The sequence below is a fragment of the Microbacterium mangrovi genome (assembly GCF_000802305.1).
GTDB lineage: Bacteria > Actinomycetota > Actinomycetes > Actinomycetales > Microbacteriaceae > Microbacterium > Microbacterium mangrovi.
On record NZ_JTDK01000011.1, the window covers coordinates 59,181 to 73,469 of the forward strand.

Below are 14,289 nucleotides of genomic sequence, written 5' to 3' on the forward strand. Positions count from 1 at the left end.
CTCCGGCCGGGCGCTATCCTGTCGTCGGACGTGGACGATGACGACACCGGAGCAGCCCGAGCGCGAACCGACTCTGATCGGTTCCGTGCAGCGCGCCCTCCGGCTGGTCGACATCGTCGCGAACGAGTCGCGGCCGGTGCCGGTGAAGGTGATCGCCGCGCGCGCCGGCCTCACCCCCGGAACCGCCTACAACCTCGTGCGGACCCTCGTGCACGAGGGATATCTCGCCCATGAACCCGACGGGCTGGTGCTGGGTACCCGTTTTCCCGCGTTCGATGCGGAGAGCGGCCCCCGCGGGGTGTTCCTCGCGCGCGTGCGCCGGGCGCTGAACGAGACGACGGGCGAGCTCGGGGCCACGGCCTACCTGTCGCGCTACACGGACGGGGAGGTGCACCTCATCGACATCGTCGACGGCGCCCGCAGCCCGCGCGTGGAGCTGTGGGTGGGTCTGCACGACAGTGCGCACGCGACCGCTCTCGGAAAGCAGATCCTCGCGGATCTTCCCGCCGACGACCGGCTGGACTACCTGTCGAGGCATCCGCTCAGCGAGCTGACGCAGCACACCATCAGCGATCGGCGCACCCTGCTGGGGCAGCTCGAGGCTCCGCGCCGGTGGACCGTCGACCGTGAGGAGTACGCGATCGGGTTCACGTGTGTCGCGGTGCCCGTGAGCGCGCCGGATGTCACGGCATCCCTCGCCGTCTCCCTGCCGTCGTCGACGTCGCCGGAGCGCGCTCAGCAGGTCGTCGCGCGCCTGCGTCGCGTCGCCGCGAACCTGTCACTGCAGCTCGGCGCCGACCGCTTCGGTCAGTTCACTATCTGAAATCCCGGCCCTGCCGGCTCCGTGGGCCCGCACCTACCGTGAGTTCCACACCGTCGGCACCGTGGCCGTCGGGACGAGGACTGGAGGCGATCGATGGCCGATCAACCTGCACTGACCGACGCGGGCAGGCGCGACCTGCTGCGCACGATGGTGCTCATCCGCACCTACGAGGAGGCGATCCTGCGCGAGTATCACGCGGACAAGGCGCCGGGGTTCGACATCGGCAAGGGGCTGGTGCCGGGCGAGATGCATCTGTCCGCAGGACAGGAGCCCGTGGCGGCGGGCCTCGGAGCCCACCTCACCACTGGCGATGCGCTGACCGCCACGCATCGTCCGCACCACGTCGCGATCGCGCACGGCGTCGACCTGCTTGCGATGACCGCCGAGATCTTCGGGCGCGAGACCGGGCTCGGACGCGGCCGTGGCGGACACATGCACCTGTTCGACCCCGCGACGCACTTCTCGTGCTCGGGCATCATCGCCGAGGGGCTTCCCCCGGCCCTCGGCCAGGCCTTCGCCTTGCAGCGTGCCGGATCGGACCGGGTCGCCGTCGCCGTGACGGGCGAGGGCGCCGCGAACCAGGGTGCTTTCCACGAGGCCCTGAACCTGGCCGCGCTGTGGAACCTGCCGGTGGTGTTCGTCGTCGAGGACAACGACTGGGGCATCTCCGTGCCGCGGTCGGCATCCACCTCGGTTCCCTCGAACGCCGATCGCGCCGCCGCCTACGGGATCCCCGGCGTGCGCGTCGAGGACAACGCCGTCGAGGCGGTCTGGAACGCGGCTCGAGACGCCGTCGCCCGAGCCCGCCGCGGCGACGGCCCGAGCCTCATCGAGGTGCACACCCTGCGCCTGTGGGGGCACTTCGAGGGCGACGCGCAGGGATACCGCAGCGACCTCGACGGCGTCCCGGGACGCGATCCCATCCCCACCTACGCCCACGCCCTGGAGGAGGCGGGCGTCATCGACGCGGGTGCGCTGGAGGCCATACGCGCCGAGGCATCCGACCGCGTCGAGCAGGCTGTCGCGTTCGCCAAGGCCTCGCCGATCCCGGATGCCGCGACCGCCCGACGTCACGTCTTCACCGACAGCCTCGCCGACATCCCCGCATTGCGCCCCGAAGGAGCATTCGCATGAGCACCGTCCTTGCCCCCGCCCCCGTCCTGCCGGTCGAGCCCGAAGCCGGACGTCGGAAGCTGTCCACCGCCAAGGCGATCTCCGAAGCGATCGGCCAGCAGATGCGATCCGATGACGGCGTGTTCGTGATGGGAGAGGATGTCGGCGCCTACGGCGGCATCTTCTCGGCCACCACGGGTCTGCTCGACGAATTCGGTCCGACGCGAGTGCTCGACACGCCGATCTCCGAGACCGCCTTCATCGGTCTCGGCATCGGCGCGGCCGTCGAGGGGATGCGTCCGGTCGTCGAGCTGATGTTCGTCGACTTCTTCGGTGTCTGCATGGACCAGATCTACAACCACATGGCCAAGATCCACTTCGAATCCGGCGGCAACGTGCGCGTGCCCATGGTGCTCATGGCGGCCACCGGCGGTGGGTACTCCGACGGTGCGCAGCACTCCCAGTGCCTGTGGGGGACGTTCGCGCACCTGCCCGGGATGAAGGTGGTGGTGCCGTCGAACCCGTACGACGCGAAGGGCCTCATGACCGCGGCGATCCGCTCTGACGACCCGGTCGTCTACCTGTTCCACAAGGGCATCATGGGGCTCGGCTGGATGAAGAAGAATCCGCGGTCGATCGGAGCGGTGCCCGAAGAGGCGTACGAGGTGCCGATCGGTCGCGCCCGGGTCGCGCGCGAGGGCCGTGACGTGACGGTCGTGACGCTGTCGCTCTCGGTGCACCACAGCCTGGATGTCGCCGAGAAGCTCGCCGGCGAGGGCATCGACGTCGAGGTGATCGATCTGCGCTCGCTCGTGCCGCTGGACCGGGACGCGATCGTCGCGTCCGTCGCGAAGACCGGCCGTCTCATCGTCGTCGACGAGGACTACGCATCGTTCGGAGTCAGCGGCGAGGTCATCGCGACGGTCGCCGAGCGGGTGCCCGGCTCCCTGCGGTTCGCGTCCCGGGTGGCCGTGCCGGACGTCCCGATCCCGTACGCGCACGACCTCGAATACGCCGTGCTGCCGACACCGGAGCGGATCGAGGCGGCCGTGCGGGAGGCGGTGGCCGCATGAGCGACGTCGTGTTCCCGTCGATGTCCGACGACACCGACGCACAGGGAGTCGTCATCACGTGGTTCGTCGAGTCGGGCGAGCGCGTGGAGGCCGACGACCTCATCGCCGAGATCGCGATGGACAAGATCGACATGGAGATCCACGCCGAACGCGGCGGCATCCTCACCGTGCTCGTCCCCGAGGATCAGGCGACCGCCCAGGGCTCGGTGATCGCCCGCATCGAGTAGTCCCCGACCGGGCCCGGTCCCTGTGCGTGTCGCCGGGGGCCGGGCCCCACCATGCCCCGGAGGGAACCACCGGCGCTCGATGGTTGACTGAAGGGATGACCGATCTTCCGCGCCCGGACAACGAGAACCTCACCCGCGACGAGGCGGCGGCCCGTGCCCGCGTCGTGCGCACGCACGATTACGCGATCGACCTGGACTTCTCCGCCGCGGCCGATCCGCAGACCGACACGTTCCCGGTGCGCACGCGGCTGACGTTCGACGCCGAGAAGGGGGCATCCACGTTCCTCGACTATCTCGGTGCACGCGTCGACGCCGTGACCCTGAACGGGGTGCCGCAGGATGTCGCGGCGATCGTCGACGGCGCCCGGATCGTCCTGTCGCCGCTGGCCGCGAACAACGTGGTCGAGATCGTGTCAGTGTCGATCTACTCGCGATCGGGGGAGGGCGTGCACCGTTTCGTCGACCCCGCCGACGGCGCCACCTACCTGTACTCGCAGAACGAGCCGGTCGACTGCCGCCGCATCTACCCGTGCTTCGACCAGCCCGACCTGAAGGCGCGGTTCCGCGTCACGATCACCGCCGATGCGTCCTGGCACGTGGCCGCGAACGGCGCGCTGGAATCCGAGCGGTCCGCCGGCCCGCAGACCAGCACCCGCGTCTTCGCCGAGACCGAACCGATGTCGACCTACATCACGACGTTCCTCGCGGGGCCGTACGCGCTCTGGCACGACGAGTATGCCGGGCGCACGGCATCCGGCGTGGAATCGGTCATCCCGCTGGGCATCGCGGTGCGCGCGTCGCTCGCGCCGAGCATGGATGCCGACGAGGTCTTCGAGATCACCAAGCAGGGCCTGGACTGGTTCCACCGCAGCTTCGACGTCGCCTACCCGTGGGGCAAGTACGACCAGGTCTTCGTGCCGGAGTACAACCTCGGCGCGATGGAGAACCCGGGCCTGGTGACCTTCACCGAGCACTACGTGTTCACGTCGCCCGCGACCGAGGCGCAGCACGAGCAGCGGGCGAACACGATCCTGCACGAGATGTGCCACATGTGGTTCGGCGACCTCGTGACCATGCGCTGGTGGGACGACCTCTGGCTCAAAGAGTCGTTCGCCGACTACGTGGGCACCCTGGCGACCGCCGAGGCGACCCGGTTCACCACCGCCTGGACGACCTTCGCCTCGCGTCGCAAGGCCTGGGCGTACCGGCAGGACCAGTTCCCGACGACGCATCCGATCGTCGCCGACATCATCGACCTCGAGGCCGCCGACCAGAACTTCGACGGGATCACCTACGCGAAGGGCGCGTCGGTGCTCAAGCAGCTGTCCGCGTTCGTCGGGCAGGATGCCTTCCTCGCGGCCGCCCGCACGTATTTCGCCCGCCACGCCTGGGGCAACACCACGCTCGACGACTTCCTGCAGGCGCTGGAGGAGGCATCCGGGCACGACATGCAGTGGTGGGCGGATGCCTGGCTCACCACCGCGGGGGTGAACCGCCTGCGGGTGGCGACCACCGTCGACGGCGACGCGATCGCGTCGGCCGTGTTGCACCAGGACGGCGTCGACCCGCGCACCGGCCAGACGGTGCTGCGCCCGCACGTGCTGCGCATCGGCGTCTACGATCCCGACGAGGACCCGGCGGCGTTCGAGACCGCCCTCGACGTGCGCATCGACGGTTCCGAGGTCGCGATCCCCGAGCTGGTGGGCACCCCGGCGAACCGGATCCTGCTGCCGAACGACGGCGACCTCACCTACGCGAAGATCATGCCCGACCCGCACTCGCTCGCGGTCATGCTGGATGCCGGTCTCGACGACGAGCTGGCCCGCGCGACCGCGCTCGCCGGCGCCTGGAACCTGGTGCGCGACGGCGAGCTCCCGGCCGCGCGCTTCGTCGACGGGGCGGTCGCGAACCAGCATCTGCTGGAGGACTCCGGCGTGCTCGCGCAGGTGCTGCAGCAGGCCGGCGCGGGGCTCGCGGCGTACACGACGGCCGACGAGCGCCCGCGACTGCTCGCACGCTGGATCGCGCTCCTCGTCGACGAGATCGCGGAGGATGCCGAGCCGTCCGACCGGCGCACCGTGCTGCTGCGCACGCTCTTCGCGGCCCTCGGCGAGGTGCGCTCGCCGGCCGAGCCGGTGCTCGACGTCGTGCGGTCGTGGATGGACGATCCCGCGTTCGCCCTCGGCGAGGAGCTGACGTGGGACGCCTGGGTCGCGCTCGCAGCGCATGGGGAGGCGGATGCCGGTGCGCTGCGCGCCGCCCAGTCCGCGGCACCGACCGCGGTGTCGGCCGTCGGCCTGATCCGCGCGCTCGCCGCACGGCCCGACGCGGCTGTGAAGGATGCCGCCCGCGCGGCCGCCTATGCCGGACGATCGGCGGACGGCGCCGTGCTCTCGAACGACGAGCTGCAGGCGACGATCGACGGCCTCGGGATCGACCCGCACGACGTCGGCGGCGGTCACGACGCCGACTACTGGCAGCGCATCGATCACGTGTGGACGGCCCAGAGCCAGGGGCAGGCGACCCGGGTCGTGTCGGGTCTGTTCCCCGGCCACGCGGAGCTCGCCGACGGGGATGCCGAGCGGCATCCGCTCGTCGTCGCCGCGCAGGGGTGGCTGGATGCCCGGCCGGACGCCCCGCACGCGCTGCGCCGCATCGTCATCGAGCGCCTCGACGACCTCCGGCGGCGGCTGCGCGCCCAGGCGGCATCCGCCTGATTCCGTGCGGTCGCCCCGCGAGGAGCGCAGCGACGAGACGAAACGCAAAGAGCGGGGTGGGGCTCACTGCGTTTCGACTCGGGCGCGCTTCGCGCGGCCTCGCTCAACGACCGGGGGTTCAGGCGCGGGCGAGGGCGTCCTCGAGGGCGACCCAGGCGAGCATGGCGCACTTCACGCGGGCCGTGAACTTCGAGACGCCCGACAGGGCCGAGGCATCCCCGAAGGTCTCTTCGTCGAGCGGGATCGTACCGCGCGAGCGCAGGGCTTCGCGGAACCGGCCGATCAGCTCGGCGGCATCCTCACGGGTCATGCCGCCTTCGTCGGTGGCGTCTTCGACGAGGGTGGTGAGCATCGATGCGGATGCCTGCGAGATGGAGCACCCGGCGCCCTCCCACGTCACGTCGCGGATGACGTCGCCGTCCACGCGCACGCGCAGCGTGATCTCGTCGCCGCAGATCGGGTTGCGCTGATGCGAGGTCGCGTTCGCGCCCTCTTCGGCGGCGAGGCCGAAGCCCTCCCGGCCCTTGGAGTGATCGAGGATCAGCTCCTGGTAGAGGCCCTCCAGCGCGCTCATGCGTCCGCTCCGAAGAAGCTCCGCACGCCGGAGACGGCATCCAGGAACGTGTCGATCTCGTCTTCGGTGGTGAACACCGAGGCGGATGCCCGCACCGAGGCGGTGATCCCGAACCGGCGATGCAGCGGCTGCGCGCAGTGGTGCCCGACGCGCACCGCGACGCCGCGGGAATCCAGGAACTGCCCGACATCGTGCGCGTGCACGCCGTCGACGTCGAACGATGCCAGCGCGACGCGCTCCACACCCGCCGGCGCGTCACCGAGCAGCCGGATGCCGGGCAGCTGCCGCAGGCCATCGCGCATGCGCTTCTCGAGCTCCCGCTCGCGGGCGTGCAGCACATCCATCCCGAGGCCGTCGAGGTAGCGCACCGCGGCGGCCAGGGCCACCGCCTGCGAGACGGGCTGCGTGCCGGCCTCGAACTTGTGCGGCGCCGGCAGGAAGTCCGCCTTCTCGAGCGTCACCGTCGTGACCATCGACCCGCCGGTGAGGAAGGGCGGCAGCGCGTCCAGCAGCTCGGCGCGGCCGTAGAGACCGCCGATGCCGTACGGGCCGAGCATCTTGTGCCCGGAGAACGCGGCGAAATCGACGCCCGTGGCCGGCAGGTCCAGCGGCAGGTGCGGCGCCGACTGGCAGGCATCCAGCACCGCGAGAGCGCCCACCTCGTGGGCCAGGGCGGTGAGCTCGGCGACCGGGTTCACGATGCCGAGCACGTTCGACACGTGCGGGAAGGCGACGATGCGGGTGCGCTCGCCGATGATCTCCGCCGCGGCGGCCAGGTCGAGCGTGCCGTCGTCGTGCACCGGGATCGCCCGGGTCACGGCGCCGGTGCGGGCGGCCAGCTCCTGCCACGGGATGAGGTTCGCGTGGTGGTCGGACTCGGTGAACACGATCTCGTCGCCGGGCCGGATCGCGAACGCGGATGCCGCCGCCCCGCCGCGGCCCGCGGTCGCATTGCCGATGGAGTACGCGACCAGGTTCAGGGCCGCCGTCGCGCCGGACGTCCAGACGAGGGTCTCTTCGTCGGCTCCCACGAACGAGGCGACCGCGGTGCGGGCGTCTTCGAACAGCTCGGTCGCCTCGGCGGCGAGCGTGTGCGCCCCGCGGTGCACGGCCGAGTTCGCGGTCTCGAGGAAGCGGCGCTCGGCATCCAGCACCGCGCGCGGCTTCTGGCTGGTGGCCCCGGAGTCGAGGTACACGAGCGGGGCATCGCCGATCCGGGTGTCGAGGATCGGGAAGTCCGCGCGCACCGCGTTCACATCAAGCGGGCTCGCATCCAGCGGGCTCGCGTCGAGCGGGCGCACGTCGACAGGCGCGTGGGAAGTCATCCTCCAAGGCTACGCGGCCAATCCGGGAGCGAGGTCGGGATGACGGACTACTTCGCCTCCTGCGCCGTCTCGTTGACGTACTTCTCGGCCACCTGATCCTGCTCGGGGGAGTAGGGGCGGCCGGCGCGCTCCTGGCCCGGCAGCGGGCGCGACCGGCGTCCGTAGACGAGCTCCGACGAATCCAGCAGCCACGGCACGAGCGTGATCGTGACGCCGTGCACCAGCATCAGCTGCTGGGCGATGCGCCGCGAGCGCCGGTTGTGCAGGATGGTCTCCCACCAGTGGCCGACGATGTACTGCGGCAGGTACACGGTCACCACCGAGGGCCCGTGCTTCTCGCGGTAGTGCTCGATGAACTTGATCACCGGCGCCGCGTAGCTTCGGAACGGCGAGGCGATGGTGACGAGCTGCATCGGGATGTCGTGCTCGGCCCACTCCTTCTCGACGTGCTCGGCATCCTCCGGCGAGACCGCCACGTGCAGCGCGAAGGCCTCCTGGTGCTGGGCGGCCAGTGCGTAGTCGATCGCCTTCACGACGGGCTTCTGCAGCTTGTTGACCAGCACGATGGCGATGTCGCCCGACGAGCCGAAGTGGATGGTGTCGTCCATCCGGATCTCGTGCTCCACGTCGCGGTAGTACCGGTAGACGCCCATCATCAGGAACGACAGCAGCGGGATCATGATGAACACGAGCCACGCGCCGTGCGTGAACTTGGTGATCGTGACGATGATGAGCACGATGATCGTCATCGTGGCCCCGACGCTGTTGATCACGAGGCCCTTGCGGTTGCCGAACGCGGTCTGCCGGTTCTCCCGGGTGCGCCGCTCGTCGGCCGGCATGGCCTTGAGCTCGCGCAGGCCCCGGATCCAGTGCCGGATCATGCCGCACTGGCCGAGCGTGAACGACACGAACACGCCGATGATGTAGAGCTGGATCAGGTTGGTGAGGTTGGCCTGGTAGATCACCAGCACGCCGATCGCGACGATGCCGAGGATGATCATGCCGTTCGAGTACACGAGACGGTCGCCGCGGGTGTTCAGCGACTTCGGCGCGTAGCCGTCGCGGGCCAGCACGGCGCCCAGCAGCGGGAACCCGTTGAACGCGGTGTTCGCCGCGAGCAGCAGCACCACCGCGGTGGCGGCCTGGATGATGAAGAACGGGATGCTGTTCATGCCGAACGTGGCGGCGGCGACCTGGGCCATGAGGCTCGGCTGGGGGTTGTTGCAGTTCCAGCCGATGAGCTCGGTGCAGGGGTTCTCCGCGTAGTGCACGCCGGAGACGAGCGCCAGCGTCGTGAGGCCGGCGAACAGCACGATCGCGATCGTGCCCATCAGAGCGAGCGTGGTCTGCGCGTTGCGGATCTTGGGCTTGCGGAACGCCTGCACGCCGTTCGAGACGGCCTCGATTCCGGTCAGGGCCGAACAGCCGCTGGAGAACGCGCGCAGGATGAGCAGGATGACGGCGGCCTGCGTGATGCTCTGCGAGTGCACCGCGTACTGGGCGCTCTCGGCGACCGGCGGGTGGCCGAGCGCGATCCGCACGAGACCGGTGACGATCATCACCAGCACCGACCCGATGAACACGTACGTGGGGATCGCGAACGCGCGGGACGCCTCTCGCACGCCGCGCAGGTTCACGATGACGATCAGGACGACGAACGCGACGGCCAGCTCCACGCGCACGTTGTTGAGGAACGGCAGGGCGGAGATCAGGTTGTCCACGCCGGAGGCCACCGACACCGACACGGTCAGCACGTAGTCCACGAGGAGCGCGGCAGCCACCACGACGCCGGGCACCTCGCCGAGGTTCTTGCGCGCGACCTCGTAGTCGCCGCCGCCCGACGGGTAGGCCTTGATGAGCTGCCGGTACGACAGCACGATCACGAACAGCAGCAGCACGACGGCGGCGGCGATCCACGGGCTGAACGCGAGGAACGCGAGCCCGCCGGTGAGCAGGATCATGAGCATCTCCTGCGGGCCGTACGCCACCGACGACAGCGCGTCGGACGCGAAGATCGGCAGCGCCATGCGCTTGGGCAGCAGGTGCTCGTCGGCGTTCGTCGTGGCCAGCGGGTCGCCCAGCAGGATGCGCTTGGCGATCGGCGTCTCGGGCTCGGCGCCCGATGCCACTTCGGAAGCCTCGCTGGCTTCGCTCTCGTTCATCACGCCGCGCGACATTACGCGGTTTACCGGCCTATTGCAACGTGACCGACCCGGAGACTATTCCCGCCCCGTTTTCCGCAGGTCACCGGGCCCGCGGTCGCCGGGGTCGCCGCGTCCTATGCCAGCCACTCCCGCGCTGCGACGACCAGCGCTTCGACGCCGCGCTCGATCGTCGGATGCAGCACCGGCGCGAAGTACGGCGAGTGGTTGGTCGGGATGTCGCTGTCGACCGTTCCCGCCGCGACCGCCGTCGCATAGGCGTGCGGGTCGTGTCCGCCCCAGAACCAGAACACGAGCGGCACGCCGGCGTCGCGCGCGAACCACGAAACGTCTTCCGAGCCGGTGAACATGCCCGGATCGATCACCTGGTCGGCGCCGAACGCGCGCTCGAACGCGGCGACGGTTCGTGCCGTGGCATCCTCGTCGTTGATCGTCGCGGGGAGGGTGTGCAGCGTGTCGATGGTGGGCGGTTCGCTGGCGCCGGACGCGAGGGCCTCGGCGTTCACGATCCGCGTCACGGCATCCAGCACGTGCTCGCGCAGCTCGTCGTTCGGATACCGCAGGCTCATCTCGAGGGTCGCCTCGGTGGGGATGATGTTGTTCTTCAGTCCGGCGTGGATCGCGCCGACGGTGACCACCGCGACATCCCGCGGGTCGACTTCGCGCGAGACCACGGTCTGCAGGCGCATGATCGTCGCGGCGGCCATCACGATCGGATCCACGGTGGCGTGCGGGCGGGACCCGTGGCCGCCGCGCCCGTACAGGGTGACCGTGATCCCGTCGGATGCCGCCATCTGGGTGCCCGGGCGCACGCCGATCCATCCCGCCGGGAGCGGGGTCAGGTGCTGGCCGAGCACGACGTCGGGGCGGGGGAAGCGGTCGAACAGGCCGTCATCGAGCATGGCGCGCGATCCGGCGCCGTACTCCTCGGCGGGCTGGAAGACGCCGACGACGGTGCCGTTCCACTCGCCGCGGGTCGCCGACAGGCGCTCCAGCGCGCCGAGCAGCGCCGTCACGTGCATGTCGTGCCCGCACGCGTGCATGACGGGAACGTCGACGCCGTTCGGATCGGTGCCGCGCGCGGTCGACGCGTAGTCGAGCCCGGTCGCTTCGAGCACCGGCAGGCCGTCCATGTCGGCGCGCAGATACACGGTGGGCCCGGGGCCCGCACCGTGCACGACGGCGACGGTGCCGGTGCGGCCGACGCCGGGCGTGTGCTCGATCCCGAGATCGAGGAGGTGACGGCCGATGACCTCGGCGGTGCGGTGCTCCTGGAACGAGAGCTCCGGGTGGCGGTGCAGGTCGATGTACAGCGCTTCGAGGTCGAGAGTCATGCTCGTGAGCCTAGACCGCCGGTCGCTCCCGCCCGGCCCGTGTGCTCCGCTGTCCCGGATTGCGCCGGGTCGTGTCGTTCAGGACAGCGGAGCACGTCGCCGGGGCGATCAGCGCGGGGGAGCGGTCGATCCGCGCTCGATCAGCGCGAAGGGCAGGGCCGCCGCGACGGGAGGTGCCGGGGCATCCTCGTCGAGCGCGCGCAGCACCGCCGACGCCGCGGTGCGGCCCTGCTGCGTCGGGTACTGGTCGATGCTCGTCAGATCGAAGAACGCGGCCAGCTCATGCCCGTCGACGCCGACGATCGACACGTCGCCCGGCACCGACAGCCCGGCATCCCGGCACGCCTGCAGCGCTCCGATCGCCATCTCGTCGGATGCCGCGAAGACCGCCGTGACGGGTCCGGCCGCGAGCAGCTGCGCCGCGGCACGGTACCCACCGGCGACGGTGAAGTCGCCGATCGCGACGCGCTCGCCGGGCAGCGGGATGCCGGCGTCCGTGAGTGCGGCCTCGAATCCGGCGTGCCGGCGCGCCCCGACCCGGAAGTCGATGTCGACCGCGGCCTCGACGCCGATGTGGGCGATCTCGCGGTGCCCGAGGCCGATCAGATGGGACGCCGCCAGCCGGGCGACGGCATCCTCGTCGACCGCGAGGGCCGGCAGCGCCTGGGGCCCGCCGATCGCGACCACGGGAATACCGAGATCCTGCAGCGCGTGCACCTCGAACGGCTCCAGCGCGAGCGAGATCGCCAGCACCGCGTCCACCCGATGCCGGCGCAGGAACGTCTGGAACAGGTCCCGCCGTGTGGCGGCATCCGTCGTGACGGCATACAGCGTGACGTCGTACCCGTTCTGCGCGAGCGTCTCCGTGACGCCCTCGAGGACCGCCCCGAAGAACCAGCCGCCGACGAACGGCACCAGCACCCCGACATTGCGGGTGCGGCCGGATGCCAGACTCGACGCCGACGCGGACGCCACGTAGCCGAGGGCGGATGCCGCATCGCGCACCCGCTGCCGGGCGCCCTCCGACACCTTGCCGCGGCCGTTGAGCGCGCGCGACACCGTCGCCGTCGACACGCCCGCGAGGCGCGCGACGTCGTCGATGGAGGTCACGTCAGGCGGTTTCGATCCACACCGCGGCGTCGGTCGGCAGCATCCCGTCGACGAGCGGCGCACTGGCGGCGACCACGCGTCCGGCGGGGAGCGCGACCGGCTCGGCTCCGAGGTTCGCGAGGACCGTCAGCTCGCCCGCGACCGTCGTGCGCCGCAGCGCCACGACCTCGTCGCCGTACCCGCCGAGCCACTCGAGGGTGCCGGTTCCGAGGTCGCGCGAGCGCCGCTCGGCGAGCAGGGTGCGGTACAGGTTCAGCGTCGAGCCGGCATCCCGCGCCTCGTCGGCGCGGGCGAACGCGCCCCAGCCGGCCGGCTGCGGCAGCCAGGATGCTCCGGTGTCGTTGAAGCCCTGCGCCGGGTCTCCGGCCTCCCACGGCAGCGGCACGCGGCATCCGTCGCGTCCGTACCGCTCGTGGTTCGTGCGGAACCAGGTGGGGTCCTGCCGGGCGTCGTCGGGGATGTCGATGACCTCGGGGAGCCCGAGCTCCTCACCCTGGTACAGGTACGCGGAGCCGGGCAGCGACAGCATGAGCGTCGTCGCCGCCCGCGCACGGCGGAGGCCGACGGCCGGGTCGGGCAGGCCGGGCGTCTTCGGCCCGATGCCCGCGCCCTGGGGGATGTCCGCGGCCAGCGCGAGACGCGTCGCATGCCGGATGACGTCGTGGTTCGACAGCACCCAGGTCGACGGAGCGCCGACGGCCGTGTAGTCCTCGAGGGACTCGGTGATGACGTCCCGGAGCCCGTCGGCATCCCACGTCGTCATCAGGTACCCGAAGTTGAACGCCTGGTGCATCTCGTCCGGCCGCACCCACAGCGCGGTCTTCTCGATGGTCGGCAGCCAGGCTTCGGCGCACAGGGCGCGCTCGCCGTCGTACTCGTCCAGCAGCAGGCGCCAGTCGCGGTAGATCTCGTGGACGCCCGGCTGGCCCCAGTAGGGGACGGATGCCTCGTCGCCGCCCATCGACCCGCCGGCGGGGTCGGGCGTGTAGTCGGGCAGGCCGTCCGCCTTGATGAGGCCGTGGGCGACATCCACCCGGAAGCCGTCGACGCCGCGGTCGAGCCAGAACCGCAGCACGCGGCGGAACTCCTCGCGCACCTCGGGGTTCGTCCAGTCGAAGTCCGGCTGGCTGACGTCGAAGATGTGCAGGTACCACTGGCCGGGGGTGCCGTCGGCCTCGATGACGCGCTCCCACATCGAGCCGCCGAACACGGACTCCCAGTTGTTCGGCGGCAGTTCGCCGTTCTCGCCCTTGCCGTCGCGGAACATGTAGCGGGCGCGCTCGCGGCTGCCCGGGGCCGCCTTCAGGGCCTCCTGGAACCACACGTGCTGGTCGGAGGAGTGGTTGGGAACGAGGTCGACGATGACCCGGATGCCCCGCTCGTGAGCCGCGGCGAGCATCGTGTCGAAGTCGGCGAGAGTGCCGAACAGCGGATCGACGTCGCAGTAGTCGGTGACGTCGTAGCCGGCATCCTTCTGGGGCGAACGGTAGAACGGGCTCAGCCAGACGGCGTCGACCCCGAGCGTCTTGAGGTCGTCGAGCCGGCTCGTGATGCCGGGGAGGTCGCCGACGCCGTCGCCGGAGGCATCCGCGAACGAGCGCGGGTAGATCTGGTAGATGACGGCGGTGCGCCACCATTCGCTGCCCGGAGCGGCGGTCAGGGGAACGGCGGTCGCGGCAGCGGTGGCCGGGGCGGCGGTGTCTGATTCGACGGGCGCGGTCATGCCGCCAGTTTAGTGTAAGCGCTTACACCCTGTTGTCATCGGACCCCGGCAGGCGTCGCGGGTACGCTGGGCGCGTGACAGATGCCGAGCTCGCCCGTGCCGAACGCC

General features: G+C 70.8%; 11 protein-coding genes. 5 read left to right on the plus strand and 6 right to left on the minus strand.

Annotated features, from left to right (window positions below):
• Window positions 1-37: 37 nt before the first annotated feature.
• From LK09_RS12685 to pepN, 5 genes are all read left to right on the plus strand, one after another.
• Entirely contained in the window at window positions 38-823 is a 786-nt protein-coding gene (locus LK09_RS12685; RefSeq protein WP_039399954.1) for an IclR family transcriptional regulator, read from the plus strand.
• A gap of 93 nt (window positions 824-916) precedes the next feature.
• Complete coding sequence (locus LK09_RS12690) at window positions 917-1,957, plus strand: thiamine pyrophosphate-dependent dehydrogenase E1 component subunit alpha (RefSeq protein ID WP_052226732.1); 1,041 nt, start codon at window positions 917-919, stop codon at window positions 1,955-1,957.
• Window positions 1,954-3,009, plus strand: a complete 1,056-nt coding sequence (locus LK09_RS12695; RefSeq protein WP_052226733.1) for an alpha-ketoacid dehydrogenase subunit beta — start codon at window positions 1,954-1,956, stop codon at window positions 3,007-3,009. The genes LK09_RS12690 and LK09_RS12695 overlap by 4 nt, the downstream gene beginning before the upstream one ends.
• Window positions 3,006-3,236 (plus strand): lipoyl domain-containing protein, encoded by a 231-nt coding sequence (locus tag LK09_RS12700; RefSeq protein ID WP_039399957.1) that lies wholly within the window; start codon window positions 3,006-3,008, stop codon window positions 3,234-3,236. Before LK09_RS12695 ends, LK09_RS12700 begins: the two co-directional genes overlap by 4 nt.
• Before the next feature lie 95 nt (window positions 3,237-3,331).
• Entirely contained in the window at window positions 3,332-5,953 is a 2,622-nt protein-coding gene (pepN, locus tag LK09_RS12705; protein WP_039399959.1) for an aminopeptidase N, read from the plus strand.
• Window positions 5,954-6,071: 118 nt separating this feature from the next.
• On the opposite strand, the gene sufU is transcribed toward pepN, so the two are convergent.
• The 6 genes from sufU to LK09_RS20780 form a co-directional block, all read right to left on the minus strand.
• Complete coding sequence (gene sufU, locus LK09_RS12710; protein WP_039399961.1) at window positions 6,072-6,527, minus strand: Fe-S cluster assembly sulfur transfer protein SufU; 456 nt, start codon at window positions 6,525-6,527, stop codon at window positions 6,072-6,074.
• A complete protein-coding gene (locus tag LK09_RS12715; protein WP_082008237.1) occupies window positions 6,524-7,852 on the minus strand; it encodes an aminotransferase class V-fold PLP-dependent enzyme in 1,329 nt (442 codons plus the stop codon). Before LK09_RS12715 ends, sufU begins: the two co-directional genes overlap by 4 nt.
• Window positions 7,853-7,899: 47 nt before the next feature.
• Entirely contained in the window at window positions 7,900-10,014 is a 2,115-nt protein-coding gene (locus tag LK09_RS12720; protein WP_231563031.1) for an APC family permease, read from the minus strand.
• Window positions 10,015-10,130: 116 nt separating this feature from the next.
• Complete coding sequence (locus LK09_RS12725; RefSeq protein WP_039399963.1) at window positions 10,131-11,348, minus strand: amidohydrolase; 1,218 nt, start codon at window positions 11,346-11,348, stop codon at window positions 10,131-10,133.
• 108 nt (window positions 11,349-11,456) lie between these two features.
• Window positions 11,457-12,458, minus strand: coding sequence for a LacI family DNA-binding transcriptional regulator (locus tag LK09_RS12730; protein WP_039399966.1), 1,002 nt, complete (start codon window positions 12,456-12,458; stop codon window positions 11,457-11,459).
• 1 nt (window position 12,459) lies between these two features.
• Entirely contained in the window at window positions 12,460-14,181 is a 1,722-nt protein-coding gene (locus LK09_RS20780; protein WP_082008239.1) for a glycoside hydrolase family 13 protein, read from the minus strand.
• Window positions 14,182-14,289: the final 108 nt, after the last annotated feature.

What these genes read in the sequence shown, in the direction of transcription:
- LK09_RS12700 (WP_039399957.1), top strand. Translation starts at nt 3,006, where the DNA reads ATGAGCGACGTCGTGTTCCCGTCGATGTCCGACGACACCGACGCACAG.
- LK09_RS12690 (WP_052226732.1), top strand. Translation starts at nt 917, where the DNA reads ATGGCCGATCAACCTGCACTGACCGACGCGGGCAGGCGCGACCTGCTG.
- LK09_RS12720 (WP_231563031.1), bottom strand. Translation starts at nt 10,014, where the DNA reads ATGAACGAGAGCGAAGCCAGCGAGGCTTCCGAAGTGGCATCGGGCGCC.
- LK09_RS12695 (WP_052226733.1), top strand. Translation starts at nt 1,954, where the DNA reads ATGAGCACCGTCCTTGCCCCCGCCCCCGTCCTGCCGGTCGAGCCCGAA.
- LK09_RS12715 (WP_082008237.1), bottom strand. Translation starts at nt 7,852, where the DNA reads ATGACTTCCCACGCGCCTGTCGACGTGCGCCCGCTCGACGCGAGCCCG.
- sufU (WP_039399961.1), bottom strand. Translation starts at nt 6,527, where the DNA reads ATGAGCGCGCTGGAGGGCCTCTACCAGGAGCTGATCCTCGATCACTCC.
- LK09_RS20780 (WP_082008239.1), bottom strand. Translation starts at nt 14,181, where the DNA reads ATGACCGCGCCCGTCGAATCAGACACCGCCGCCCCGGCCACCGCTGCC.
- pepN (WP_039399959.1), top strand. Translation starts at nt 3,332, where the DNA reads ATGACCGATCTTCCGCGCCCGGACAACGAGAACCTCACCCGCGACGAG.
- LK09_RS12725 (WP_039399963.1), bottom strand. Translation starts at nt 11,348, where the DNA reads ATGACTCTCGACCTCGAAGCGCTGTACATCGACCTGCACCGCCACCCG.
- LK09_RS12685 (WP_039399954.1), top strand. Translation starts at nt 38, where the DNA reads ATGACGACACCGGAGCAGCCCGAGCGCGAACCGACTCTGATCGGTTCC.